This window comes from Duganella sp. GW821-FHT01E12 (genome assembly GCF_059422325.1).
In genome coordinates this window covers 1,175,982-1,202,464 of sequence record NZ_JBWKWR010000001.1, presented here as the reverse complement: position 1 = coordinate 1,202,464, position 26,483 = coordinate 1,175,982, and the positions used below count along the sequence as shown (strand labels likewise).

Below are 26,483 nucleotides of genomic sequence, written 5' to 3'. Positions count from 1 at the left end.
CCGTCACACCAGCCCGGTCAGGTAGTACACGGCGATCACGAAGAACACCGCCGTGGTCTTGATCAGCGTGATGGCGAAAATCTCCTTGTACGATTCGCGGTGGGTCAGGCCGGTGACCGCCAGCAGCGTGATGACGGCGCCGTTGTGCGGCAGCGTGTCCATGCCGCCGCTGGCCATCGCCACCACCCTGTGCAATACCTCGAGCGGAATGTTGGCCGCCTGCGCGCCCTTGACGAAGGTGTCGGCCATGGCCGCCAGCGCGATGCTCATGCCGCCCGAGGCCGAGCCGGTGATGCCGGCCAGCGAGCTCACCGACACGGCCGCGTTCACCAGCGGATTGGGCACGCTGCGCAGCGCGTCGCTGACCACCAGGAAGCCCGGCAGCGAGGCGATCACGCCGCCGAAGCCGTACTCGGAGGCGGTGTTCATCGCCGCCAGCAGCGCGCCGCCGACCGCCGCCTTGGTGCCCTCGGCGAAGCTGCCGCGGATGCGGCCGAAGGCGGTGGCCACCACCAGCAGAATGCCCATCAGCAGCGCGCCCTCCACCGCCCAGATGCCGATGACGGTCTTGATCGGCACCGCCACCGGCGCGTGCAGGCCGGGCAGCGCCGCCGTGGTCAGCGCATAGCTGTCGCCGTACCAGCCGGGGATCTGCCTGGTCAGCGCGAAGTTGGCCACGCCCACCAGGATCAGCGGCGCCACCGCCAGCAGCGGATGCGGCAGGCCGGCGCTGGCCCTGCGCGTGGTCTCCTGGGCCGCGCTGGCGCCGTAGCCTTCGCCGCCGGCCATGGCCGCGCGGCGGCGCCATTCGAGGAAGCTCAGGCCGACCACCAGGATGAACAGCGAGCCGATCACGCCCAGCCACGGCGCGGCCCAGCCGGTGGTCTTGAAGAAGGTGGTGGGGATGATGTTCTGGATCTGCGGCGTGCCCGGCAGCGAATCCATGGTGAACGAGAACGCGCCCAGCGCGATGGCGCCCGGCATCAGGCGCTTGGGGATGTTGCTCTGGCGGTAGAGCTCGGCCGCGAAGGGGTAGACCGCGAACACCACCACGAACAGCGACACGCCGCCGTAGGTGAGCAGCGCGCACACGGCGACGATGACGGCGTTGGCGCGGGCGCGGCCGATGTACTTGATGGCCGCCACCACGATGGACTCGGAAAAGCCGGACAGCTCGATCAGCTTGCCGAACACGGCGCCCAGCAGGAACACCGGGAAGTACAGTTTGACGAAGCCGACCATCTTCTCCATGAAGATGCCGCTGAACACCGGCGCCACCGCGCCGGGATCGGTCAGCAAGACGGCGCCCAGCGCCGCCACCGGCGCGAACAGGATCACGCTGTAGCCGCGATAGGCGGCCAGCATCAGGAACACGAGTGCGGCAAGGACAATCAGAAAGGACATGCGGACTCCATCGTTTCAAATGAGATCGCTGCATTGTAGTGAGAAACCGGCGCCGGCGTAGCTGGACTCAAAGCAGAACGCGCATTTATTTTTTCGCAACGATGGACGCCATGGCGATCACGTGGCGGCGCGGGAAACCGGCGACCGGGAGAAGCGAGCGCCACGCTGGGCGGCCGCCGGCGCGCTGCGGCGGTGCAGCATTGACGCTGGGCAAACTGGCTGCGATACTGAATCATCGCAGCCCGTGCCTGATGCCATGTCCGAACTCAAAGCCTCGCTCAAGAGCGGGGGCAAGTTCTCGCTCAACTGGAGCTATCTCAACGCGATCGCCAACGGCGTCTCGGCGATCGACCTGGGCGCGCTGGCCTTGCGCAATCTGCACGACGCCCAGCAGTTCGTGCGCGAGTACGGCTTCGACCTGGACCAGCCGGCCGCCACGGCCTTGATACGGCGCGCCCACCGCGAGGCGGTCGAGTTCATCCGGCACAGCTTCCTGACGCCGGCGCAGGCCGCGCTGATCCCGCCCGAGGTCGCCGATCCGGACGATCCCCTGCTGCTGCTGGTGTACGCCTCGCTGCGCGGCCAGCACGTGGACCTGCGGCGCATGTGGTCGTGCGCGGTGCTCAAGGTCATGCACGGGATTTTTTACATCGACAACAACCTCAAGCTGCGCCACTTCCACGCCATCCGCGCCCAGGTGTTCGGCACGCTCGACGAGGTGATCCGCCACGACGGCGAGCGCCACTACCTGACCGACGGCGAGGTGTGCCTGCCGATGCTGCACTACGACCGCAAGGACAACAAGGGCCGCAACAGCATCCTGCTCAAGCTGCTGCAGAAGGCGGCCTACCTGGCGGCCGACATCTTCGACCACCTGGGCGTGCGGCTGGTGTTCGCCACCCGCTTCGAATGCCTGCTGGCGCTGCGCACGCTGCAGCGCGCCCACCTGCTGTCGATCACCAACGTCGACGCCGAACGCACCCGCAACACCCTGCTGGACCTGGAGGCGGCCAAGCAGGTCTTCACCAAGTACCGCGCCCGGCTCGAGCACAGCGAGGAGTACCCGGCCGCGCTGCTGCAAACCATGGACGCCGAGCTGGCCGAGCTGGCGCAGCCGCAGACGCGCTGCGACAATCCGCACAGCGGCAGCGGCTTCAACAGCATCCAGGTCACGGTGCGCAAGATGATCCACGTGCAGCAGCTCGACGCCGGCCCCGAGCAGGACTACGACGTCGGCTTCTTCTTCGAGTACGAGATCCAGCTGATGGACGAGGCCAGCTACCAGCGCAGCCTGACCGGCCCGGCCAGCCACGACGCCTACAAGAAGCGCCAGATCGACACCGCCCGCACCCGCGTGTTCGGCCGCGAGCTGCTGCGCTGGATCGGGCAGCAGCCGGCCAGCCAGCCCGCCGTCGCGCGCCCCGCCGAGACACCCGCGGACGCGGCGCCGGTGACGGGCCGCTGACCCCTCGGCCAGCGGTGCGCCGCTGCAACGCGCAAGCCTCTACCATGGGGCTTTGGCCGGAAGGAACGGCGATGCGCAATCGAGTCCCCCTCTGGCTGCTGGCCGCGGCGCTGGCCGGCGCCGCCCACGGCCAGCAGGCCGAACCGCCGCGCGTGACCGTCACGGCCACGCGCGACCCGGTCGACAAATCCTACCGCAGGATGATCGCCGGCATGCGCCGCTTCGAGCGCGACCGCGCGCTGGCGCCGCAGGCCACGCTGCGCTTCGAGCTGCTGCCGCGCCTGCCCACCACGCGGCTCGACGGCATCACGCTGCGCGTGGTTGGCGACACGCTGTCGCTGCCGGTCGCGGTGGCGCCCGACCACACCTTCACGCTGCCGCTCGACGAGCAGGCGCTGCGGGAAGACGCGGCCCTGATCGCCAGCAGCAAGACCAGCACGCTGACCTGGCGCGCGCAGGTGCGCAGTCCCGGCGTGCCGGCCAATATGCGGCGCCTGGGCGACCTGCGGCTCGAATGCCTGGTCGGCATGCAGGCCGGGCTGGTGTCGAACAACGCCCGCCTGTTCGCCTGGCTGGGCGAGCTGTTCACCGACCCCGACCAGGTCTGCTCCTCGCCGCAAGGCAATTACCTGTTCTTCAGCGAACGGCCGCTGTTCGCCGTCACGCTGCGCGACGGCGCGCGCAGCGAGGCGCTGCCCTTTTCCATGCTGTACGCCGGCGGCACGCAGACCCCGGCCACGCTGCCCTTCTGCGATTGCCAGGTGCTGCTCGAGCGCAGCTTTTACGCGCCCTTGTGGGACCACGGCTGGTCCGACGACACGCTGCTGGAACTGGCTTATCAGGACGATCCGCCGGGCGCGGCCGACAGCGCCGTGGCCGACGACCATCGCAGCGCGCAGCAGATGCGGGACGCGCTGGGTCCGGCCACCGTGCTCCGCTTCGACAGCGGCTACCAGGTGTGGCGCTACCGCTATCCGTCGCTGCGGCGCGCCGCCGACGGCCAGCCGCGCTATGCCGACTTCGTCATCCTGTTCGGCCCGGACGGCATGGCGCGCAAGGCGCGCCTCAGCGAACGCTTGTAAAAGACGGGGAACAGGCACATGATGTGCCGATGAAAACCTCTCTCCTCCCCCTGCGCCTGGCCGCCATTGGCGCGCTCATGCTGATCGCCGCCGCCTGCCAGAGCACGCCGCCCGCCAACACGAACGCGGCCTCGCTGTGGCAAAAGATCGAAACCCTGAACGCCGACACCGGCTGCGACCGCGACAGCCAATGCCACACCATCGCCGTCGGCGCCAAGGCTTGCGGCGGGCCGGAGCGCTACCTCGCCTGGTCCGACCGCGCGCAGGACGGCGCCAAGCTCAAACAGCTGGTGGCGCAGCACGCCGCCGCCCGCGTCGAAGAGGACAAGCGCGGCCACGTGCTGTCGAACTGCATGCTGGCGGTGGACGCCGGCGCCGTCTGCCGCGCCGGCCGCTGCGTGCTGAACGTCGAATCCAGCCAATAGGTATTGGGTCGGTGCCGTCGGAAAGATCCTGGGGTACACACGGGGCGTGCCCTTTTTTTTCGGCTTTTACTAAAACGCGCTAACCATTACTACCCAATGCTAACCGCTGATATTTCGTGCGACTCCGCGCTATTTTCGGAACTAAAAAATACTAATCGCCTCTAACGAATACAGGCCGAAAAATTAGTAGCGATTAGCGTTCGGCACGGCATTTTTAGTAAGCGATAGCGCTGTGTAGTAAAGGTTAGTAGTGGTTAGCAGCGCTTAGTAAAAACCGATTTTAGAGAGCCCCCCATGCCTACCTCGCCCAAGATCAAGCCCACGTACAAGCTCCAATTCCCGATCCGCGTACCGGACGACGTGCTGGTCGAACTGGGCGAATTCACCGGCGATTTCTGGTCGAATTCCATGGCCCACGAGCCCCACATCATCGCGGCGATACGCAACTACATCAACCCGAAGCCGCCAGCCCCGCAGCAGCCTGCCGCGACAACCGAGGCGGGATACCAATGGAAACAGGTCTTTCTTCCCGAGGGCACGAGGCTGCGCGCCAGCTTCGGCCGCCAGCCCTATTTCGCCACGGTGGTGGGAACGGAAATCCAATATGAAGGGCACGCGGTGTCGCCATCGTGCTTCGCGAACCTGCACGGCAGCGGCAACCGCAACGCATGGAAAGCCGTGTGGCTGCGCCTTCCCGGCAGCAGCGAATGGCTGCTGGCCGACGTCTGCCGCTCGGCGCGCAAAGCCGCGATAGCGCGCCTGCACGAGGGCGGCGAGCTGGCGAACAGCCGTCCGGCCGAAGTCGAACCCACGCCAGCTTCGCCGCAACCGTCAGCGCGCCAACCCGCCGTGGGCCAAAACACAGCGCGCCAATCCGGGCCGCGGCCGGCGGAGCATGGCAATGGCGATCACCGCAAGACGGGCTCAGGAAAAGCCACCCGCCGCAAGCGGCGTGCAAAAAAAAACCGCACGCCAAGCCATGACGCCGCCCCGTTCTAGTTCACCGTCATCGCCTTCTTGATGGCCACGCAGCGCTCGTCTTCCTGATGCGTCACCAGCAGCGCGCGCCGTGTGCCGGCCGACAAGTCCTTCAACTTGCCGATCGCCCCTTGCAGGCGCTGCACACTGGCCGGCGTGCAGCTGGCCGGGATCATCGTGTTGGCATAGGCGCGCATGAACACCGGGCCGGCAGCCTTGTCGATCTGCCCCAGCTGCGCCAGGCGCTGGCCGGCGCTCAGCTCGCTCAAGACGCCCTGCTCGGGTGGATACAGGCTTTCCATCGCCCGCCGCACCTTGGAGAACGGCAGCTTGGTTTGCAGGTCGGCGATGTTGGCCAGCCATTCGGCCTTAACCTTGGCGTCCGGCCGCACCACGGCGGCCGACAAGGCGGCGGCCTGGCCGCTGTCGGACTTGTCGCGCTCCTGTTCCGCCGCCAGCAAGGCCGCCGCGCCCGGATAGGCGTAGCGGTTCAGGCGATTGACGATGTCCCAGCGCACGTCCTGGCTGACGTTCAGGCCCGGCACCACCAGCTTGCCGGCGAGGATGTCGGCCAGCTGCGTCAGCGCGGCCGGGCTGCTGGCCACGTCCACGTAGGTCGCGAACCAGCGGCGCTGGAAGTTCTTGTCGCCGCTGGCGGCATTGGCCGCCGCGAAGGCCATCTGCTCCAGCTGCGCCGTCATCTGCGCCTTGTAGCCGTCGGCCGAAGGCCCCATCAGGTCCAGATAGGCCTTGGAGGCGCGCAGCTTGCCGGTGATGTCGCCCAGCAGCGTGTAATCCTTTTCGCCCGGCGCGTTGGCCAGCGCGGTCTTCAGGAACTCGTTGAGCGGCAGCTTGGCCGCGCGCACGCCGTCCCACAGGCTTTGCCACAACATCGAGCGCAGCAACGGATCGTCCACCTTGGCCAGGCTGGATTGCGCCGTGGCGAAGGATTTCTTATCCAGCTGCACCTGCGCGTAACCCCAGTCCTGGTAGTTCGGATAGACCAGGTCCGGGCAGGCCGCGCCCTTCAGTTCCGGCACGGCCGTGACCGCGCCCTGGTAGGTGACGGCCACGTTCTTGCTCAGCGCCAGCCCGTCCGCGCCGAGCTTGAACAGACCGATCTGCACACGCTGTTCGCGCAGCGTCGGCATCGCCTTGCTTGGCGCGCTCTGGCGCAGCTGGAAGCTGTTGATCTTGCCGCCGGCGCAGCTGTATTCCGCCGCGATGGTGTTCACGCCCGGCTCGTACAACCACTGCCTGGTCCAGCCGCTCAGGTCGCGGTGCGCGGCCTCGCCCAGGCTGCCGATGAAGTCGTCCAGCCTGGCGTTCTGGTACGAATACTTGACCAGGTAGTTGTGCACGCCCTGGCGGAACACTTCCTCGCCCAGCAGGTGGCGCAGCTGCTTCAAGGTGGACGCGCCCTTGGAATAGGTGATGGCGTCGATGTTGTCGAAGGCGTTGGCGGTGGACGGCACCGGCGTCTCGATCGCGTGCGTGGTCACGCGCTGGTCCTGCACGTAGGCGCCCTGCTTGGCGCCCGAGTAGAAGCCCTGCCAGGCGTTGCTGAACTCGGTCGACTCGGCGGTCGCCAGCGTGCCCATGAAGGAGGCGAAGCTCTCGTTGAGCCACAGGCCGTTCCACCACTTCATCGTCACCAGGTCGCCGAACCACTGGTGCGCCATCTCGTGCATGATAACGCCGGCCAGGTTCTGCTTCTGCGCCGCCGTCATCTCGTCCTGGTGCAGGAAGCGGCCCTCGGCGAAGGTGATCGCCGCCGCGTTTTCCATCGCGCCGTACAGGAAGTCCGGCACCAGCAGCTGGTCGTATTTCTCGAACTGGTAGGGCACGCCGAAGTAGCGGTCGAAGAAGGCCAGGCCGCGGCGCGTGTAGTTGAACCAGTCCTGCGGCGACACCTGCGCCGCCACCGACTGCCGCGCGAACAGGCGCTGCGGATACGGGCCGCTGTGGTCCTCCCACACCTGGTACGGGCCGGCGTGCATGGCGAAGTTGTACGAGCTCAGCTTCTTGGTGCGCGGGAAGGTCCAGCGCCGGGTGTTGCCGATGTCCTGGATGCCGGTCTCGCGCCGGGTCGACGACACCACCCAGTCGGCCGGCGCGGTGACGGTGATCTCGTACGTGCCCTTCAGGTCGGGCTGGTCGAACACGGGGAACATCTGGTGCGCGGCGGCCGGCTCGAAGTGCGAGTAGGTGTAGACCCGGTGGTCGACCGGATCGACCATGCGGTGCAAGCCCTCGCCGTTGGTGCTGTGCAGGCGCGTGTAGCTGACGGTGACGCTGTTGCGCCCGGCCTTCAGGTCGGCCGGCGCGAGGGTGATGAACCATTGGTTGTACCGCGGCGCCACGTCCTTGCCGTTGACGGTCAGGCTGACGATGTTGGCCTTGTCGAGGTCGATGGTCAGCGGCGCGCCGGCGTCGCTCAGGTCGAAGGCCAGCGTGGTGGTGCCGGAGAAGGTTTCCTTGCCGGTCAGCGTGAAGTCCAGCGTGTAGTCGACGTTGGACACGCGCGCCGCACGGGCGGCGGCGTCGGCCTGCGACAGGAAGGCGTTTTCCGCGCGCGGCGCGGCGGCGGCGGTGGTGGCGGCCGCGGCCTGCGCGGCGCCATAGGCCAGCGCGATGGCGGCCACGATCATGCATTTCTTCATGGATGTTCCTTGAATGCGGCAACGCCCGCAAGGGCTGCGGGCGTTGCGTTGTTAAACTGCTTGATTATTTCTTCAGGTAGGTGTCGAGCCAGTCGATCACCGTGTGGTGCCACAGCACCGAGTTGGCCGGCTTGAGCACCCAGTGGTTCTCGTCCGGGAACATCAAGAGCTTGCTCGGGACGCCGCGCCGTTGCAGCGCGGTGAAGGTGCCCAGGCCCTGCGTGGTCGGGATGCGGAAGTCCATATCTCCCTGCACCACCAGCATCGGCGTCTTCCAGTTCTTCACCTTCAGCGCCGGGTTGAACTTCTCGTGCAGTTCCGGCACGTCGTAGTAGGCGCCGCCGTTTTCCCACTCGGTGAACCAGATCTCCTCGGTGGCGTAGGCCATGCCGCGCGTGTCGAACACGCCGTCATGGTTGACGATGCACTTGAAGCCGTCCGGCCAGCTGCCCTCGATCCAGTTCATCATGTAACCGCCGTAGGACGCGCCCAGCGCGCAGCTGCGCTCGCGGTCCAGCCACGGGAACTTCTGCACCGCCGCGGCCAGACCTTTTTGCAGGTCCTCCAAAGGCTTGCCGCCCCAGTCGCCGCTGATCGAATCGGTGAACTTCTGGCCGTAGCCGGTCGAGCCGTGGAAGTCGATGAACACGGTGGCGTAGCCGGCGCCGGCGTACACCTGCGGATTCCAGCGGTAGCTCCACGCGTTGCCGAAGCTGCCCTGCGGGCCGCCGTGCACCAGGAAGGCGATCGGATACTTCACGCCGGGCTGGGCGTTCCACGGCTTCATCACGTGGCCGTAGACGGTCTCGCCGTTGGCGCCGGCGAAGGAGAACTGCTCGTACTGGCCGAACTGGACGTCGGCCAGCGCCTGCGCGTTGAGCGTGGTCAGCTGCTGCGCCTTGTCGGCCGCATTGGCCGAAGCGCCCAGCTTGAACTTGAACAGCTGCGCGCCCGAGGCCAGGTTGGCCTGCGCCATCACCACGGTGTCGCGCGCCACGTCGAAGCCGCTGACATAGCCGTTGCCGGTCAAAGGCGCCACCTTGCCGCTGGCGGCGTCGATGGCGAACAGGCGGTGCTGGCCGACGTCGTCGGCGGTCGCCAGCAGGGTCTTGCCGTCCGGGGTCCAGCGGTAGTCGGCGATCGAGCGGTCCCAGTGGTCGGCCACGGTGCGCTTCTTGCCGGTGGCGACATCCATCAGCACCAGGTGGAAGCGGTCGGCCTCGAAGGTGGGCTTGTCCATCGCCAGATAGGCCAGCGTCTTGCCGTCCGGCGAATAGATCGCCCTGGTGTCCCAGGCCTGGTTGTCGGCGCTCAGGTTCCTGGCCGCGCCGCCCTCGGCCGGCACGCTGTAGACGTCGAAGTTGGTCGACCACGCCTCGGTCTTGCCGGCGATGCGGGCCGAGAACACCACGGTCTTGCCGTCCGGGCTGAAGTGGTACTCGTCGTGGTCGCCGAACGGCTTGGACGGCACGTCGCCGTCGAGCGCGCCGGACAGGCTGACCGGCTGCGCGCTGACCTTGCCGGTCGCGTCGATAGTCGCGCTGTACAGCACATTGGTACGGCCGTCGGCCCAGGTGTCCCAGTGGCGCACGAACAGCTTGTCGTAGACCTTGCCGCTGGCCTTGAGCTTGCCCTGCGCGTCCAGGCGCGCCTTGCTGCAGGCCAGGTCGGCGCAATCGCGGAACACTGCCAGGCTCAGCGCCAGGCGGTCGCCCTGCGGCGACAGGCGGAAGTTTTCCACGTCCAGCGGCAGGTCGGTCACGCGCGCCGCCTCGCCGCCAGCCAGCGGCAGGCGCCACACCTGCTGCGAGCCGGAACGGGCCGACAGGAAGTACACCGCGTCGCCGGCCGGCGACCATTCGGGATCGCTGCTGCTGGCGTCGGCCTGGGTCAGGCGCACCGGCGCGGCCTTGGGCGCGCGCAGGTCCAGCATCCACAATTGGGTGTTGCCACGGTTCTTGTCCAGATTGGTGGAACGCACCGTGTAGACGATGCGGTTGGCGTCCGGCGACAGCACTGGGCTGCCTGCGCGCTCCATCTTGACCAGGTCTTCAACGGTAAAGCCGCGCGGCGCGGCCATGGCGCTGGACGCCGCGACAGCGGCCCCCAGCAGCAGCAGTGGTAGTCTCATTCGGTGATCTCCGACGTTATAAGAAAAATACCGGCTGGTGGCCGGCTGCCGGCATGATACCAAGATCGCAGTGCAGCAAGCAAAACAGTTATGCCGTTGTTACATGCCGATACGCGAATGAGAGGATGGCGTCTTACTTGGCGCCGCCGACGCCGGTGCCCACGCCGACGCTGTCGCGCTGCAGGCTCTTGAAGTCGTCGGCGTTGACCATTTTCGCGTCCGACGAGCAGTCGCGGCGGCGGATCGACGTGCCCGTGGTGGGTTCGGAAGCGCGGCAGTCCGCGGCGGCCGACGCCGGCGCAGGCGCGCTGGTGTCGCCGGTGGATGCGCAGCCAGTCAGCAGCCCGGCACAGATACCGCCCAATACCCAGAAGTGTTTGGAATTCATAGTCAAAACCCTTATAAAGAAATTATGGTTAGTGTATTGGCATCATATATTGATAACAAAAATATGTCTTGACTATTTTAAGACGACCGGTCATATTTAATGCATGGCTAAACCCAACGTCAAACAACAACTCGTCGCCGCCGGCTTGACCCTGCTGCATAGCAAGGGCTTCAACGCCACCAGCGTCCAGGACATCACCGAAGCGGCCGGCGTGCCGAAGGGCTCGTTCTACAACCACTTCGCCAGCAAGGAAACGCTGGGGCTGGAGGTGCTGGAACGCTACGCCGAGGCCGCCGCCGGCTACTGCGCCGTGCTCGACGACGCCAGCCTGCCGCCCAAGGCCAGGCTGAGCCGGTACTTCGAGCTGCTGATCGGCGCCAACGCCGCCACCGACTACCACTGCGGCTGCCTGCTGGGCAATTTCAGCGCCGAGCTGTCGAACCAGATCCCTGCCATGCGCGAGGCGCTGCGCAGCAACTTCGACGGCTGGGCCGGGCGGCTGGCGGCGGTGATCGCCGAAGCCCAGCGCGACGGCAGCGTCGGCGCGCCGCAGCCGGCGCTGGAGCTGGCCCATTTCATCATCGACGCCTGGCAGGGCGCGGTGCTGCACGCCAAGGCCGTCCACGGCCGCGCGCCGCTGGACCGCTTTGCCGACCTGGTGCTGAACCGCATCCTGCTGTGACGCGGTTTTTTTCGCCATTTTTTAAGACGACCGGTCATATTGCTCCACCCCACTCACCCACCGAAAGGAAACATCATGCAAATCAAGAACGCAGTCATCCTCATCACCGGCGCCAACCGCGGCCTGGGCCACGCGCTGGCCCAGGCCGCCCTGGCCGGCGGCGCGCGCAAGGTGTACGCCGGCGTGCGCAATCCCGCCGCCGTCGCGCTGGCGGGCGTGACGCCGATCAAGCTCGACGTCACCAAGCCGGCCGACATCGCGGCCGCCGCGCAAGCCATCCCCGACCTGACCATCCTGATCAACAACGCCGGCATCTTCACCGGCAGCACCGTGGGCGCGCCGGACGCGGCCGCCGCGCTGCGCGCCGAACTGGACACCAACCTGTACGGCCCGATGGCGCTCAGCCAGGCCTTCGCGCCCGCGCTGGCGCGCAACGGCGGCGGCGCCATCGTCAACATCCTGTCCGCGCTCAGCTGGCTCACCCTGCCCGGCAGCGGCACCTACAGCGTCTCCAAGGCGGCCGCCTGGGCGCTGACCAACGGCCTGCGCGGCGAACTGCACGCGCAAGGCACGCAGGTGCTGGGCGCCCACATGGGCTATATGGACACCGACATGACCGACGGCGTCGACGCGCCGAAGGCGGCGCCGGCCGACGTCGCCCGCGCCATCGTCGCAGCGCTGGAGGCGGGCCACGACGAGGTGCTGACCGACGACACCGCGCGCCAGGTCAAGCAAGGCTTCACCGCCGCGCGCAGCGCCTACCTGGGCGAGCCGCGCGCGGCCTGAGGCCCGCCGCAGCGCAACAATTTGGCTGCGGCAAAAGATCGCCGCAGCTGATACAAAATATTTTTTGATCGGCGCAATAAAACACGTATTTTCGTGAGCAAAATAGGTGCATAATTTCCCACTCAGTCAGGAAGAGTACGCATGTTCACGACCGGCTTGACATGCGTACATTCGTTTTCCCCGCCGGTAATCTTCGCGATCGTGTTTCGATACTGTTATTGCCACACAAGCAGTTGTGAACAATTGTAAATCGACGTTGAATGGGTCCGCCATGGCGCTAAGGTAGCAGTCTCCACCTCGGGCGCGTCCGCCATCCAACGCTTGCCGCGCAGCCGAAGTCAGACGAATTACGGGAAACGTTATGCTTACTGCCACCTATGTCTTGTTGACACTGTCCATCGAACAAAAGAAAGAACGCCACTTCATCGCGCGCCTGCTGCAGTACGTGCAGGCGATCGCGCGCCGCCCGCAGGAAATCGATCCTGTGTTCATCGAGTCCCAGCTCAAGGAATTGACCACCTTTGCCGAAACGCGCCACCAGCGCAAGGTCGAGGCCTGCCTGATGCCGGCCGTGCGCGCGGCCGACGCCAGCTGCGGCGCCCTGATCAACGACCTCGAATCGCTCAGCCGCCTCGGCGGCGCCATGCTCAACGCCGTGCACAAATGCCTGCGCCGCGCCATGCGCCGCAGCGCCTCGCAGGGCAAGTTCCTGTGCCGCACGGTGGACCTGTACTGCCAGAACCTGCTCAAGCGCCTCGACAAGGAAGAACAGGAATTGCTGCCGCTGGCGCAAAAAGTGATCTCCAGCGAAGAGTGGTTCGAGATCGGCAGCCAGTTCCTGGCGCAGGAGGACAACGGCGCCGCCACCCAGCCGGAGCTGCGTCCGCGCCGCGCCCGCGTCTACCAGGCCGGCTCCGGCGCGGCGGCGGCCTGATCTGCCGCAAGCGCCCCGCCGGCGCACTGTTGTTTTGAGTCGCGCCGCGCGACGCTAACGCTTGCCTAAGCAAAATCGTGCGGATAATATCGTCTGCATGCAGACCCCTTCCGCCACCGTACTGCACCTGCGCGGCGCCGCCGGCATGGACGCCATTTACCGCAAGGTCGGCTGGCGACTGCTGCCGCTGCTGATGCTGTGCTACGCAGTCGCCTGCCTGGACCGGCTCAACCTCGGCTACGCGCAGCGGCAGATGCAAGCCAGCCTGTCCTTCGGCGACACCGTCTACGCCTGGGGCGCGGCCCTGTTCTTCGCCGGCTGCTGCCTGTGCCAACTCCCCGCCACCGTGCTGCTGCAAAAAGCCGGCGCCCGCAAGACGCTGCTGCGCATGATGCTCGGCTGGGGCCTGGTGTCGGCCGCCGCCGCCTTCGTCCGCACGCCGTTCCAGTGGTACCTGCTGCGCTTCGCACAGGGCGTGTTCGAGGCCGGCTTCTATCCCGGCGTGATCCTCTACCTGACCTGGTGGTATCCGGCGCCGCGCCGCGCGCGCGCGTTCGCCGTGTTCGGCTCGGCCGCGCTGCTGGCCGGCGCCGCCGCCGGCCCCTTGTGCGACGCCACGCTGGCCGCGCTGCAGGGCGCCGGCGGCCTGCAAGGCTGGCAATGGCTGCTGCTGACGCAAGGCCTGCCGGCCGTGCTGCTGGGCGCCATCGCCTACGCCTGCCTGGCCGAGCGCCCCGACGATGCCGGCTGGCTGTCGCCGTTCGAACAGCTGATGATCGAACAGGACCTGGAACGCGACGAGGCGCAGCTGCAGGCCGCCGCGCCGTCCGCCCGGCAGCCGGCGGACGACGCCTCGGTCGCCGCCGTCATCGCCTCGCTGCTGCGCGACCGCGCCCTGTGCCTGCTGGCCGCCGCCAACCTGCTGCTGATCGGCGCCAGCTACGCGCTGGTGTTCTGGGCGCCCTCGCTGATGCAGCGCTGGGCCGAACAAAGCCATATGCAGCCTGGCCTGCTGGCCACCATCCCCCACCTGGCCGGCGTGGCCGGCATGATCGCCATCGGCTACGACTCGGATCGCCGGCGCGAACGGCGCGGCCACTTCGCCGCCTGCATGGTGCTGGCCGCCGGCGGCCTGGCGCTGGCCATCGCCGCCAACGACGGCATGGCCTGGTCGCTGGCCGGACTGGCGCTGGCGTCGCTGGGCATCGCCTCGGCCGCGCCGCTGCTGATCGCCATCGCCACCGACCTGCTGTCGCGCCGGCGCGCGGCGGCCGGCATCGCGCTGGTGGTCAGCTGCGGCCTGGCCGGCGGCGCCTTCGGTCCCGCGCTCAGCGCGCGCATGCTGGCCTGGGGCGGCAGCGCCGCCATGCTGGCCGCGCTGATCGCCATGTACCTGGCGGCCGGCGCCATCCTGCTGCTGGCCCTGCGCCTGGCGCCGCGCCGCGGCGGCCCCGACGCGCGCCACGGCCGCACCGACAAGATGGCCCGCTACTAACCGTCACAATTCCCCTGAGCTTGGGCTAGAATCTCGGACGCGCCGCGATCCGGCGCTCCCGTTCACCCAACCTCAAAGCGACCCTACCGATGCGTTTTGTCCTGCCCCTCTTAGCCGCCGCCCTGGCCGGCCCGTTCGCCGCCGGCGCCGCCCCCACCCCGATCACGCTGGACCAGGCCATGTCCAATCCCGACTGGATCGGCAATCCGGTGGAAGCCGCATGGTGGGGCTGGGACAGCCGCCAAGTCTACTACAAGCAAAAGCGCGCCGGCTCGCCTCTGCGCGACACCTTCCAGATCGCCGCGCCCAACGCCGCCAAGATGGTCGACGACAAGCAGTTGGCCAACCTCGACGCCGCCGCGCCGGTCTACAACCGCGAACACACGCGCGCCGTCCTGCTGCGCAACGGCGACCTGTTCGAACGCGACCTGAAGACCGGCGCGCTGACGCAGATCCTGCGCGGCACCACGCCGGCGGTCGATCCGCAATACGCGGCCGACGGCGCCCACGTGCAGTTCCGCGTCGGCAGCGACTGGTTCAGCTGGAGCCGCGCCGAGCGCCTGGTGGCGCCGGTGGCGCTGCTGCGCACCGCCAAGGACCCGGACGCCGCGCCGGACGCCGACAGCCGCCGCGACCTGCAACTGCGCCTGCTCTCCACGCTGGCGCGCCTGAAGGACGAGAAGGACGCCACCCGCGAGCGCCGCAACGCCGAGCGCAGCGCCGACGCCACCCGCGCGCCGCTGCCCATCTACCTGGGCGAGAAGGTCGTCGTCGAAACCAGCGCGCTGTCGCCGGACGGCCGCTACCTGCTGGTGGTCACCAGCGCCAAGGACGGTGACAAGCGCCGCGTCGGCAAGCTGGCCAAGTACGTCACCGAATCGGGCTACGAGGAAACCGACGACCAGCGCAAGCGCGTCAGCGACACCGGCCCGCAACCGCAGCAACTGAAACTGGTTGAACTGTCGACCCGCAAGGTGACCGACCTGTCGCTCGACGCCCTGCCCGGCATCAACGTCGATCCGCTGGCCGAGCTGCGCGCCGCGCACAAGCTCGAACCGCTCAAGGGCAACCGCGGCCTGCGCTTCGAAAACCGCGAAGACTCGATCCGCTGGAGCGCCAACGGCGCGCAGGTGGCCGTGATGGCGCAGGCGATCGACAACAAGGACCGCTGGATCGCCACCGTCGACCTGGCCGGCGCCAAGCTCAAGCCGGTGCACCGCCTGAGCGACGCCGCCTGGGTCAACAACCGCGGCAACGACTTCGGCTGGCAGCCGGACAACAGCACGCTGTGGTACCAGTCGGAGGAAAGCGGCTACGCCCACCTGTACACGCAGACGCCAGATGGCAAGGCGCGCGCGCTGACCTCGGGCAAATGGGAGACCAGCGAGATCGAATGGAACGCCGACGGCAGCACCGCCTACTTCCTGTGCAATCCCAAGCTGCCCGGCACCTACGAGGTCTGCTCCACTTCCACCAAGGACGGCGCCCTGCGCGAGCTGACAGCGCTGGGCGGCGTGGAAAGCTTCGCGCTGTCGCCGGACGGCCGCAAGCTGCTGGTGCGCTACTCCAGCGCCTACATGCCGACGCAGATCGCCACCGTCGCCAGCAGCGGCGGCGCCGCCACCCAGCTCACCGACACCCGCAGCGCCGACTTCAAGGCGCGCGAGTGGATCACGCCGCAGATCGTCGCCGTGCCGTCCACGCATGGCGCCGACCCGGTGTGGGCCAAGCTGTATCGCCCGGCCACGCTGGAAGCGGGCAAAAAATATCCGGTGGTGATGTTCGTGCACGGCGCCGGCTACCTGCAGAACGTCAGCAAGCGTTATCCGGTCTACTTCCGCGAGCAGATGTTCCACAACCTGCTGGTGGAAAAAGGCTACATCGTGCTGGACATGGACTACCGCGCCTCGCTGGGCTATGGCCGCAACTGGCGCACCGCCATCTACCGCCAGATGGGCCACCCGGAACTGGAGGACTACATCGACGGCTTGAACTGGATGGTGGCCAACCAGCAGGGCGATCCTAAAAACGTCGGCATCTACGGCGGCAGCTACGGCGGCTTCATGACCTTCATGGCGATGCTGCGCGCACCGGAGCAGTTCAAGTCCGGCGCCGCACTGCGCCCCGTGACCGACTGGACCACCTACAACCACGAATACACCGCCAACATCCTCAACACGCCGGAGCTGGACCCGGACGCGTACAAGATCTCGTCGCCGATCGAATACGCCGATCAGTTGAAGGGCAACCTGCTGATCGCCCACGGCATGATCGACGATAACGTCTTCTTCCAGGACTCGGTGCGCATGGCCCAGCGCTTCATCGAACTAAAGAAAGACAACTGGGAACTGGCGCCTTACCCGATGGAGCGCCACGGCTTCGTGCATCCTGAGAGCTGGTACGATGAATACCGCCGCATCTACCAGCTGTTCGAACGCACGCTGAAACAATAAGGAGACCCATGAAAAAGCTCGCCACCCTGCTGCCGTTGATCGCATTGTTAAATGCGCCGCTCGCGCTCCACGCCGAAACCGGCGCCATGAAGCACCCGGCCTGGTCCCGCAGTTCCAACGTCTACGAAGTGAACCTGCGCCAGTACAGCAAGGAAGGCACGCTGAACGCCTTCGCCGCCACGCTGCCGCGCCTGAAGCAGATGGGCGTGGACATCGTGTGGCTGATGCCACTGCACCCGATCGGCCGGCAAAACCGCAAGGGCACGCTGGGCAGCTACTACGCGGTGAAGGACTACCAGGCCGTCAGCCCGGACTACGGCACCATGGACGACCTGCGCAAGCTGGTCAAGCAGGCGCACGCGCTGGGCATGCACGTGATCCTGGACTGGGTGGGCAACCACACGGCCTGGGACCATCCATGGGCCACCCAGCATCCCGACTGGTACAAGAAGAACGACAAGGGCGAGATCCACTCCGTCAGCTTCAAGAACGAAGCGGGCGGCATGGAGGAATGGACCGACGTGATCGGCCTCGATTACGCCAACAAGGACCTGTGGAAGGGCATGACGGAAGCGATGGCGTTCTGGGTGCGCGAGGCCGGCGTCGACGGCTTCCGCTGCGACGCCGCCGGCATGGTGCCGACCGAATTCTGGAACCAGGCGCGCACGCAGCTCGACAAGATCAAGCCCGTGTTCATGCTGGCCGAATCGGACGAGCCGGCGCTGCACGAGAAGGCGTTCGACGCCAGCTACGACTGGCCGCTCAACGAGATCATGAAAAAGATCGGCAAGGGCCAGGCCGGGGCGGCCGAACTGAAAGCCTTCGTGGCCAATCCGCCCAAGGCCTACCCGCGCGACGCCTACCGCCTGCAGTTCACCAACAACCACGACATCAACTCCTGGCAGGGCACGGACAAGGAGCTGTACGGCCCGGCCTACGGCGCGATGGCGGTGCTGAGCTACACCCTGCCCGGCATCCCGCTGGTGTACAACGGCCAGGAAGCGCGGCTGGGCAAGAAGCTGGAGTTCTTCGAAAAAGACCCGATCGACTGGAAGAGCTATGAGCTGGAAGGCTTCTACGCCGGCCTGAATCAGCTGAAGAAGGAAAACCCGGCGCTGTGGAACGGCGCCAGTGGCGGCGCGGTGCAGCTGCTCGACGTCGGCAACGAGCAGCTGTTCGCCTTCAAGCGCCAGCAGGGCAAGAACAGCGTGCGCGTGATCGTCAACCCGACCGCCACGCTGCAGAAGTACAAGCTGGCCGGCGACGAAGGCCAGGCCGTGCTCAAGCCCTGGCGTTGGCGCATCGTCGTGCCGGAGTAAGGCCTATTCGGTGGCCAGGCGCTTGCCCAGGCGGTACAGGTACTCCTGGCCATCGTACAGCGACTTCACGCGGATATGCTCGTTCAAGCCATGCGCGCCGCTGCCTTCCGGGCCGGCGAACATGCCGCTGATGCCGTAGGTCCAGATGCCGCCGCTGTTGAGGAAACGGCCGTCGGTGCCGCCGGTCGACATGGTCGGAATCACCGGCACGCCGGGCCACATATCGTTGCTGATCTCCTCCACCGCCTTCATCAGCGCCGGCGTCAGCGGCGGCATCGGCGCGCTCAGGCCCTCGCCGACGCGGGTGATCTTGATCTGCTCATCGGCCAGCACGCGCTGCAGCGTCGCCTGCACATCGTCCACCTTCTCGTCCGGCAGGATGCGGCAGTTGACGGTGGCGCGGGCGCGCTGCGGCAGCGCGTTGTCGGCGTGGCCGGCATCGACCCTGGTCGCCACGCAGGTGGTGCGCACGGTGGAATTGTGCACGGGGCTCACCGCGTACAGGCGCTCCAGCGCGGCCGCGTCGGGCGGGTCGCTGAGGATGGCCTTCATGTCGGCGGCCACCTGGCCCTGCTCCACCGTGGCCATGCGCTCGTAATAGGCGCGCGTCACGTCCGACAGCTTGAACGGGAACGCGAAGCGGCCCAGGCGCGACAAGCCTTCCGCCAGATGGTAGATGGCGTTGTCGCGGTACGGCGCGGAGCTGTGGCCGCCGGGATTGGTCACCTCCAGCTGGAAGGTCTGGTAGATTTTTTCACCGGCCTGGATGCCGTGGCGTACCGGCTTGCCCTGCTTGTCCAGCAGGCCGCCGCCGCCTTCGTTGAGCGCGATCTCGGCGTCGATCAGCGCGCGGTGATGGTTGAACAGATACTCGGCGCCGTCGAATTTACTGGGCACCATCTCCTCGTCGCAGGTCAGCGCCATGACGACGTCGCGCTTGGGCGCCAGCTTTTCCTTCTTGTAGCGGATCATATTGGCGACGAAGGAGGCGGCCATGGCCTTGTCGTCGGACGCGCCGCGCGCGTAGAACATGCCGTCCTCCTCGACCAGCTTGAACGGATCGCGCACCCAGTCGGCGCGGTTGGCTTCGACCACGTCGATGTGGGCCAACAGCAGCAAGGGCTTCTTGCTGCCGTCGCCCTTGATGCGCGCCACCAGGTTGCCCTTGGCGGGACCGCCGGGCGGCACGATCAGGTGCAGGTCGGCGTCCTGGAAGCCGGCCGCCTTCAGGCGCCTGGCCATCTTGTTGGCCGCCACGGTGCAGGAGCCGGTCGAATTGGTGGTGTTGGTTTCCACCAGTTTCTGATAAATCTCGCGCATCTGCTTCTGCACCGGCGTCAAATCCGCGCCATGCGCCGCGCCCGCCATCGCCAATCCCGCCGCCAACCAAGTCGCCCGCTTCATAGTGTCCCTATCGAGAAGATGCCAAAGCGACTAACTTATACTTCGAAATTGTTACTGTCAATAAAAGTGAAGGCAGGCCCTTGCCAAACCCCAGGGGGCGTCTGCTATAATTGCGGCCCTTGGCCTGGTAGCTCAGTTGGTAGAGCAGAGGATTGAAAATCCTTGTGTCGGTGGTTCGATTCCGCCCCGGGCCACCAAGAACATACTTGACGAAACGCCGATCCATGCAGATCGGCGTTTTTGTTTCCGCGACAGAAAGTCCTCGTGTCCGGTCTATGTCCGGTCCCACCTCTTCCTTCCCGCAACGCCAAAATTCACCGGCGCACCATTGAACTCTGTCGCCATGACTCCTTTATGCTTAGAATCCGACACCGAGCCATATACTTGGCGATAAAAGCTTCAAAGGAGTGTCTCCATGGATTCAGAAACAATGGATGCCTACAATAAGCGTGCCGCATCCTATGCCCGCGAATGGCTCGAACAAGATGTGCCCCGCGACATGTACGAGCTATTGGAGCGATATTTTACGCCGGGACTTACCGCAGACATTGGATGCGGTGCAGGCCGGGATACCGCGTGGCTGTTTGAAAAAGGCTTCCAAGCAATAGGCGTCGACGCTTCGCAGGGCTTGTTGGATGAGGCGCGGGCAGCCTATCCAGGCCTCGCATTTCAACAAGGGAGCCTGCCGGAACTTGATGGGCTCAAGCGAGGCATCTATCAAAACGTGCTTTGTGAGACCGTGATCATGCATCTGGAACCGGCAAGGATCAGCGACGCCACAGCCTCGCTGATCGACTTGCTGCGTGCAGGTGGAACACTCTATGTCAGTTGGCGAGTCACGGAACATGAATCACTACGCGATAAGGCTGGCCGCCTCTATTCGTCGTTTGATCGACAACTCGTCATCCTACCGGCGACCGAACGATGCGATGTGATTTTCGACGAAGACGTCATCAGCGCATCTTCTGGTAAGCGGATACAGCGCCTGATTTTTCGAAAAAAGACACCGTTAGTTCCGACTTAGCTGATCCGATTGGCGACACGACGCCTCCAAAGTCTGTGAATGCCGAAACTGAAATTATTACAAAGGATGTCGCATCGAGATGCGATGCGACAAAACACGTCGTCAATTTTCGTCCCTCCCTCGATTTCCTTACCTTAACTACTTCAGGGCGGTCACTATCAAGTCTATCCTGGTCTTGCCCACGTTCTTGATTGCGTAGTCTCTTTCCTCTTGCATGATCCGGGTCTCGCCACTCTTCCAGATGATTTTTTCCTTAGTGCCGTCAGCGTAGGTACGTTCCAGCACCCCGCCCTTCACTGCGTACACCACCCGCATCGGGCGCTTGGCGCTGGCAGAGACGTCGCCCGGGTTGAAGATTGCTTCATATACGCGCACCTTGTCATTCTGTTCGAGTTCCTTGACGACCGGCTTGCCTGGACTGCTGGGCTGAGCCAAGGCCGGAGAGGCGGTGATCAAAATGGAAGACCATAGTGCGACAGCGACGACTGCATGGCAACGGGACATGATTGCTCTCCTTTATAATTGACGTTATTGTCGAAGCAACGAGGCGTGGCGGACCTTTTTTGTGAGTCCAGATTATGATAAATTTGCAATAAGTCAAGCCGATTTCGCGGCGCCCATCCAGGAATAAAACATGAAAAAAATCGTCGTCAAATTCGGCGGCTCCAACCTGCGCCGCCCGGACGACATCGATCGCGTGGTCAACGTCGTGCAAACCTACCAGTGCCCCCTGGTGCTAGTGGTGTCGGCCTTCTTTGGCATCACCAACACGCTCGTCGCCTGCGTCCAGGCCGCCAAGGAGGGCGCCGGCACGCTGTCCGCGCTGGCCGAGAGCCGCGACTACACGCTGACCCTGCGCGCCATGAAGAAGGAAATCCTGGACGCGAACATCGCCGATCCCCTGCAGCGGAGCCGCACCGAAGCGGCCCTGAACGCGCGTCTGGACCAGCTTGAGCATTTCCTGACCGGCATCCACTACATCGGCGACGTGCCCGACTTCGTCAACGACGTCATCCTCAGCTATGGCGAGCGCCTGTCCAGCCTGCTGCTGACGGCCGTGCTGCAAAGCCGCGGCGTGAGCGCGCGCGAGGCGCTGCCGGAGAATATCGGCCTGACCACCGACGGCGTGTTCGGCAACGCCGCCTGCGATTTCGACGCCAGCGCCGGGCCGGTATCGGCGGCGCTGGCCGGCGGCAGTGTGGTGGTGGTGCCGGGCTTCTACGGCGTCAGCGCGGACGGCAAGACCACCCTGTTCGGGCGCGGCGGCTCCGACTATTCCGCCGCGTCGATCGCGCGCTGCATCGGCGCCGGGTCGCTCGACGTGTGGAAGGACGTGGACGGCTTCCTCAGCGCCGACCCGGGCGCCGTCGCGGCGCCCCATTCGATCGCCAAGCTGCACTACCTGGAGGCGGCCGAGCTGTCCTACTTCGGCGCCAAGATCCTCCATCCACGCACAGTCGAGCCGCTGTTCGACCAGGCGATCCCGATCCGCATCCTGAACATTACCCGCCCCGACCTGGGGCTGCACGCGTTTACCGTCATCGACGGCGAACGCACCGTCACCCACGATATCGTCAAGAGCGTCTCGTCCAGCGACGACGTGGCGATCCTCAAACTGCACGGCCCCGGCGTCGGCTTCAAGCCCGGCATCCTGGCCGAGGTCACCGCCACGCTCGACCGCAACGGCATCAACATCAAGAGCGTGCTGACGGCGCAGACGGCGATCAACGTGCTGCTGGCGCGCGAGCATCTCGACGCCGCCTACGCGGCGCTGGTGGCCCATCACATGGCCGGTGTCGTCGAGGTGAGCCGCAACGACGCGGTCGCCATCGTGGCGGTCGTCGGCGACGGCGTGCTCGACGCCTCGAACGTCGGCAGCGCGATCGCCAGCCGCGCCTTGTCGGCGGCGCTGGCCGGCGGCGTGCGTGTCACGCTGGCGGCCGCCGGCGCCAGCGAAGTGGCGGCCTACATGCTGGTCGATCGCGATGACCGGCAACTGGCCCTGCGCCTCATCCACGCGGAATTCTTCGGCGCGAAGTGAGTCGAACAACCAGGCGCGAAGATTGAAAATCCTTGTGTCGGTGGTTCGATTCCGCCCCGGGCCACCAAGAATATGCAATACAATCAAGAGTTACGCGCATCAGCCCGTAGCTCTTTTTTTGTCCCTTCGATTTCTTACCTCAACTACTTCAAGCTCACATGAAAAAAAATCGTCGTCAAATTCGGGGGATCCAACCTGCGCCGCCCGGACGACATCGATCGCGTGGTCAACGTTGTGCAAACCTACCAGCGCCCCCTGGTGCTGGTGGTGTCGGCCTTTTTTGGCATCACCAACGCGCTGGTCGCCTGCGTGCAGGCCGCCAAGGAGGGCGCCGGCACCCTGTCCGCGCTGGCCGAGAGCCGCGACTACACGCTGACGCTGCGCGCCATGAAAAAGGAAATCCTGGACGCGAACATCGCCGATCCCGTGCAGCGCAGCCGCACCGAAGCCGCCCTGAACGCGCGCCTGGACCAGCTTGAGCGTTTCCTGACGGGCATCCACTACATCGGCGACGTGCCCGACTTCGTCAACGACGTCATCCTCAGCTATGGCGAACGCCTGTCCAGCCTGCTGTTGACCGCCGTGCTGCAAAGCCGCGGCGTGAACGCGCGCGAGGCGCTGCCCGAGGATATCGGCCTGACCACCGACGGCGTGTTCGGCAACGCCGCCTGCGATTTCGACGCCAGCGCCGGGCCTGTATCAGCGGCCCTGGCCGGCGGCGGCGTGGTGGTGGTGCCGGGCTTCTACGGCGTCAGCGCGGACGGCAAGACCACCCTGTTCGGGCGCGGCGGCTCCGACTATTCCGCCGCGTCGATCGCGCGCTGCATCGGCGCCGAGTCGCTCGACGTGTGGAAGGACGTGGACGGCTTCCTCAGCGCCGACCCGGGCGCCGTCGCGGCGCCCCATTCGATAGCCAAACTGCACTACCTAGAGGCGGCCGAGCTGTCCTACTTCGGCGCCAAGATCCTCCATCCGCGCACGGTCGAGCCCCTGTTCGACCAGGCGATCCCGATCCGCATCCTGAACATCACCCGCCCCGACCTGGGACTGCACGCCTTCACCGTCATCGACGGCGAGCGCACCGTCACCCACGACATCGTCAAGAGCGTCTCGTCCAGCGACGATGTGGCCATCCTCAAACTGCACGGCCCCGGCGTCGGCTTCAAGCCCGGCATCCTGGCCGAGGTCACCTCCACGCTCGACCGCAACGGCATCAACATCAAGAGCGTGCTGACGGCGCAGACGGCGATCAACGTGCTGCTGGCGCGCGAACATCTGGACGCCGCCTACGCGACGCTGGTGGCCCATCACATGGCCGGCGTCGTCGAGGTGAGCCGCAACGACGCGGTCGCCATCGTGGCGGTCGTCGGCGACGGCGTGCTCGACGCCTCGAACGTCGGCAGCGCGATCGCCAGCCGCGCCTTGTCGGCGGCGCTGGCCGGCGGCGTGCGCGTCACGCTGGCGGCGGCCGGCGCCAGCGAAGTGGCGGCCTACATGCTGGTCGACCGCGACGACCGGCAGCTGGCCTTGCGCCTCATCCACGCGGAATTCTTCGGCGCGAAGTGACTCGGGCAGCCAGGCGCGAAGATTGAAAATCCACGTGCCGGTGGTTCGATTTCGCCCCCGGGCCACCAAGAACATAGTTCACCCAACACCCACTCATGCAAGTGGGCGTTGTCGTTTCTCATTGATTTAGAGCACGACGAACTTTGGACTTTCATTTGCTAGTTTGTGATTTATCAAAGCACGAGGGCCTTGTCGGGGGAGCATGGATTCGAAACCCATATCAGTGCAAATCAAGGAGATCGCTATGCCATCAGCTAATCCATTGCATAAACTGTATTTCGGAAAAGATGACGCTGAGTCGGATATTGCTCGAGGAGGTCTGCTTCGAGAAGGATTTCTTCGTACCCGCGCCTATGAGGAAGCACTGTCTGGAGCAAAGTCACTGATTATCGGTAGGAAGGGTTCCGGCAAGAGCGCAATATGCCTGACTCTTCGACTTGCATTGAGTTCAGAGAACAGAGCCTCCCTGATTTCTCCCGATGAAATCTCGGCAGAAGAAATTCGCAGGTTTCAGCTTCCCGGCATTCAGGCCGCACAGTCCAAGCAGCTTATCTGGCGCTACATATTTGCGATCCAAGCAGCGAAATATCTCCTGCACGTGGTACGTAACCGCATGCCGGGCGATGATGCCATTGAAGGGGATGCGGCACCACTGCGAAAATTCCTTGTTGATAACTCCGAGGTCGATAATCTATCCTTCGTGGAGCGCTTTTGGAAGGTCGTAGAGCGGTTGAAAGGTTCCGTCACCATTGAGGCATTCGGAGCCAAACTCGGAGCCGCTATCGAACACCCGTCGCCCGGCGTACGTGCCAATGATCAGTTGGATATTCTTGAGCGTCGAATTGCCGCTCTCGGCGATCGTTTGAATCTGGCGGAGCAAGACACCACGTTTCACCTGCTCGTAGATCAGATCGAAAAGGTCTGGTCGAACGACGTCGAGTCGGATGCGATGGTGGTCGGTCTGCTTCAGGCAAGCAAGGAGATCCGGGCGCGCTTCGGCTGGGTGCGGTGCACTGTTTTCTTGCGAGCAGACATCTATGAAAAACTTCAATTTCAGGATCGGGACAAATTCCGAGGAGATGAGTTTCACATCGATTGGAACGCCAAACAGTTGATGAACCTGATCGAAGCGAGGGCGACGGCTTCCGACAGCCGCGTAACTCCCGATATTTTATGGTCAGAAATTTTCCCCAAAGAAGTCAATGGTCACAATTCTAAGGTGTACATCGTCAGGCAAACACTGATGCGCCCAAGGGACGTAATTCAGCTATGCAACGCTTGCAGGGATGCCGCCAAAACAAACGGAAATAAGCGTATCGAGGAGTCCGACGTAAAGCAGGCTATGTCTTTGTACTCGACTTGGAAATTAAGCGACCTTCAAAATGAATGGAGCATTAACTATCCATTCTTGGCCGATGTGTTCGTACTGCTCGCCGATACCAGCTACTTGGTCACCCGCGCCGCATTTGAAGAGCGCCTCGCTCAAATTCGAACGGATTTGGCAGTGCGCTATCCAACGGCATCCGCAACGACGAAATCTGCCGATGCGCTTCTTGGCATTCTGTATTCCATTGGACTGTTAGGCATCGTTCGGCAAACCGTGACTCGCTATTACTATCAGGATAGGAACGAAAAGCGCATTCAAAGCACCGATACGCAGTTTGTCATCCACCCCTGCTTTCGTAGCGCACTGCAGTCGACCTCTGCTATTGATATGGCGCCATTCGAACGACTGTCCGATCGAGACGGCGGACTCCTTCGTGAACGTTTTTTACGCGGGCTACGAATCGGACAATCGTATGAATCAGCCCGAGGCGACCCGCATCAAAGCGCATTGGCCTATATTGCACGCAGCATATCCACGATTCGACCGGCACTTTCCTCGGCGTTTCTGCAAGAGGAGGTTGCTGAAGAAATACACCAAGATTTGCTGACGATTGAACAGGAGTTGACTCAAGCCGCCCAATCTGAAGATCCAAGAATGGCACTCCAGACCGCAGAGCGAGTCTTTCGTCACCTGCGCCGCCTGCTGGAACGCGTATGCGATGCGAAGCTAGTTGATGAGAAAAGCGAGTTTCGCTACAAGTTGGAATCGTCGGTCGAACAACTAGAATCAATCCTTTACCGTAGCGAATCGCTTGAATTCTTGCGTTAGGCATACGGTTCATCCGATGAGCCTGAACCAAATATCGGAATCCAATACCAGAACCATTGATCGAGCAAACTTGTACGGCAGGCACACG

General features: G+C 64.9%; 21 protein-coding genes and 1 tRNA gene. 15 read left to right on the top strand and 7 right to left on the bottom strand.

Annotation, left to right across the window (positions count from 1 at the left end):
• Nucleotides 1-3: 3 nt before the first annotated feature.
• Nucleotides 4-1,404 carry a GntP family permease gene (locus tag AC07WS_RS05145; RefSeq protein ID WP_494728003.1) on the bottom strand — a complete coding sequence of 467 codons (1,401 nt, stop codon included), beginning with the start codon at nucleotides 1,402-1,404 and terminating at the stop codon, nucleotides 4-6.
• 256 nt (nucleotides 1,405-1,660) lie between these two features.
• Between AC07WS_RS05145 and AC07WS_RS05140 the strand changes: the two genes are divergently transcribed.
• The 4 genes from AC07WS_RS05140 (at nucleotide 1,661) to AC07WS_RS05125 (ending at nucleotide 5,375) form a co-directional block, all read left to right on the top strand.
• Nucleotides 1,661-2,869 (top strand): TIGR04552 family protein, encoded by a 1,209-nt coding sequence (locus AC07WS_RS05140; RefSeq protein WP_494728002.1) that lies wholly within the window; start codon nucleotides 1,661-1,663, stop codon nucleotides 2,867-2,869.
• 71 nt (nucleotides 2,870-2,940) lie between these two features.
• On the top strand, nucleotides 2,941-3,951 hold the full coding sequence (locus tag AC07WS_RS05135) for a hypothetical protein (protein ID WP_494728001.1): 1,011 nt from the start codon (nucleotides 2,941-2,943) through the stop codon (nucleotides 3,949-3,951).
• 29 nt (nucleotides 3,952-3,980) lie between these two features.
• Nucleotides 3,981-4,376, top strand: coding sequence for a hypothetical protein (locus AC07WS_RS05130; protein WP_494728000.1), 396 nt, complete (start codon nucleotides 3,981-3,983; stop codon nucleotides 4,374-4,376).
• A gap of 294 nt (nucleotides 4,377-4,670) precedes the next feature.
• A complete protein-coding gene (locus AC07WS_RS05125; RefSeq protein WP_494727999.1) occupies nucleotides 4,671-5,375 on the top strand; it encodes a hypothetical protein in 705 nt (234 codons plus the stop codon).
• Here the strand turns inward: AC07WS_RS05125 and pepN are convergent.
• From pepN to AC07WS_RS05110, 3 genes are all read right to left on the bottom strand, one after another.
• Nucleotides 5,372-8,017 (bottom strand): aminopeptidase N, encoded by a 2,646-nt coding sequence (gene pepN, locus AC07WS_RS05120; RefSeq protein WP_494727998.1) that lies wholly within the window; start codon nucleotides 8,015-8,017, stop codon nucleotides 5,372-5,374. The two genes, AC07WS_RS05125 and pepN, sit on opposite strands and share 4 nt — an antisense overlap.
• 64 nt (nucleotides 8,018-8,081) lie before the next feature.
• The gene (locus AC07WS_RS05115) at nucleotides 8,082-10,148 is read right to left on the bottom strand and encodes a S9 family peptidase (RefSeq protein ID WP_494727997.1); all 2,067 of its coding nucleotides are present in this window, start codon (nucleotides 10,146-10,148) and stop codon (nucleotides 8,082-8,084) included.
• A 133-nt stretch (nucleotides 10,149-10,281) separates the two neighbouring features.
• The gene (locus AC07WS_RS05110; RefSeq protein ID WP_494727996.1) at nucleotides 10,282-10,536 is read right to left on the bottom strand and encodes a hypothetical protein; all 255 of its coding nucleotides are present in this window, start codon (nucleotides 10,534-10,536) and stop codon (nucleotides 10,282-10,284) included.
• A gap of 103 nt (nucleotides 10,537-10,639) precedes the next feature.
• Between AC07WS_RS05110 and AC07WS_RS05105 the strand changes: the two genes are divergently transcribed.
• From AC07WS_RS05105 to AC07WS_RS05080, 6 genes are all read left to right on the top strand, one after another.
• On the top strand, nucleotides 10,640-11,218 hold the full coding sequence (locus AC07WS_RS05105; RefSeq protein ID WP_494727995.1) for a TetR/AcrR family transcriptional regulator: 579 nt from the start codon (nucleotides 10,640-10,642) through the stop codon (nucleotides 11,216-11,218).
• A 75-nt stretch (nucleotides 11,219-11,293) separates the two neighbouring features.
• Nucleotides 11,294-12,004, top strand: coding sequence for an SDR family oxidoreductase (locus tag AC07WS_RS05100; RefSeq protein WP_494727994.1), 711 nt, complete (start codon nucleotides 11,294-11,296; stop codon nucleotides 12,002-12,004).
• A 361-nt stretch (nucleotides 12,005-12,365) separates the two neighbouring features.
• Nucleotides 12,366-12,938 (top strand): hemerythrin domain-containing protein, encoded by a 573-nt coding sequence (locus AC07WS_RS05095; RefSeq protein ID WP_494727993.1) that lies wholly within the window; start codon nucleotides 12,366-12,368, stop codon nucleotides 12,936-12,938.
• Nucleotides 12,939-13,035: 97 nt separating this feature from the next.
• A complete protein-coding gene (locus AC07WS_RS05090; RefSeq protein ID WP_494727992.1) occupies nucleotides 13,036-14,433 on the top strand; it encodes an MFS transporter in 1,398 nt (465 codons plus the stop codon).
• 89 nt (nucleotides 14,434-14,522) lie between these two features.
• Entirely contained in the window at nucleotides 14,523-16,886 is a 2,364-nt protein-coding gene (locus AC07WS_RS05085; RefSeq protein ID WP_494727991.1) for a S9 family peptidase, read from the top strand.
• An 8-nt stretch (nucleotides 16,887-16,894) separates the two neighbouring features.
• Nucleotides 16,895-18,205 carry an alpha-amylase family glycosyl hydrolase gene (locus AC07WS_RS05080; RefSeq protein ID WP_494727990.1) on the top strand — a complete coding sequence of 437 codons (1,311 nt, stop codon included), beginning with the start codon at nucleotides 16,895-16,897 and terminating at the stop codon, nucleotides 18,203-18,205.
• 3 nt (nucleotides 18,206-18,208) lie between these two features.
• Here AC07WS_RS05080 and AC07WS_RS05075 read toward each other — a convergent pair whose 3' ends face one another.
• Nucleotides 18,209-19,609, bottom strand: coding sequence for a M20/M25/M40 family metallo-hydrolase (locus AC07WS_RS05075; protein WP_494727989.1), 1,401 nt, complete (start codon nucleotides 19,607-19,609; stop codon nucleotides 18,209-18,211).
• A gap of 121 nt (nucleotides 19,610-19,730) precedes the next feature.
• On the opposite strand from AC07WS_RS05075, the gene AC07WS_RS05070 reads away from it, so the two are divergent.
• Together AC07WS_RS05070 and AC07WS_RS05065 are read left to right on the top strand one after the other, a co-directional pair.
• Nucleotides 19,731-19,806, top strand: a tRNA-Phe gene (locus AC07WS_RS05070).
• 218 nt (nucleotides 19,807-20,024) lie between these two features.
• On the top strand, nucleotides 20,025-20,633 hold the full coding sequence (locus tag AC07WS_RS05065) for a class I SAM-dependent methyltransferase (RefSeq protein ID WP_494727988.1): 609 nt from the start codon (nucleotides 20,025-20,027) through the stop codon (nucleotides 20,631-20,633).
• Here AC07WS_RS05065 and AC07WS_RS05060 read toward each other — a convergent pair.
• A complete protein-coding gene (locus AC07WS_RS05060) occupies nucleotides 20,630-20,740 on the bottom strand; it encodes a class I SAM-dependent methyltransferase (RefSeq protein ID WP_494728051.1) in 111 nt (36 codons plus the stop codon). The two genes, AC07WS_RS05065 and AC07WS_RS05060, sit on opposite strands and share 4 nt — an antisense overlap.
• A gap of 31 nt (nucleotides 20,741-20,771) precedes the next feature.
• Nucleotides 20,772-21,137: a hypothetical protein gene (locus tag AC07WS_RS05055; RefSeq protein WP_494727987.1), complete on the bottom strand. Its 366-nt coding sequence runs from the start codon at nucleotides 21,135-21,137 to the stop codon at nucleotides 20,772-20,774.
• A 130-nt stretch (nucleotides 21,138-21,267) separates the two neighbouring features.
• Here AC07WS_RS05055 and AC07WS_RS05050 point away from each other — a divergent pair, with 130 nt between their 5' ends.
• From AC07WS_RS05050 to AC07WS_RS05040, 3 genes are all read left to right on the top strand, one after another.
• Nucleotides 21,268-22,674 (top strand): aspartate kinase, encoded by a 1,407-nt coding sequence (locus AC07WS_RS05050; protein ID WP_494727986.1) that lies wholly within the window; start codon nucleotides 21,268-21,270, stop codon nucleotides 22,672-22,674.
• A gap of 168 nt (nucleotides 22,675-22,842) precedes the next feature.
• The gene (locus AC07WS_RS05045) at nucleotides 22,843-24,240 is read left to right on the top strand and encodes an aspartate kinase (protein ID WP_494728050.1); all 1,398 of its coding nucleotides are present in this window, start codon (nucleotides 22,843-22,845) and stop codon (nucleotides 24,238-24,240) included.
• Between the two features lie 244 nt (nucleotides 24,241-24,484).
• Nucleotides 24,485-26,395: a P-loop ATPase, Sll1717 family gene (locus tag AC07WS_RS05040; protein ID WP_494727985.1), complete on the top strand. Its 1,911-nt coding sequence runs from the start codon at nucleotides 24,485-24,487 to the stop codon at nucleotides 26,393-26,395.
• Nucleotides 26,396-26,483: the final 88 nt, after the last annotated feature.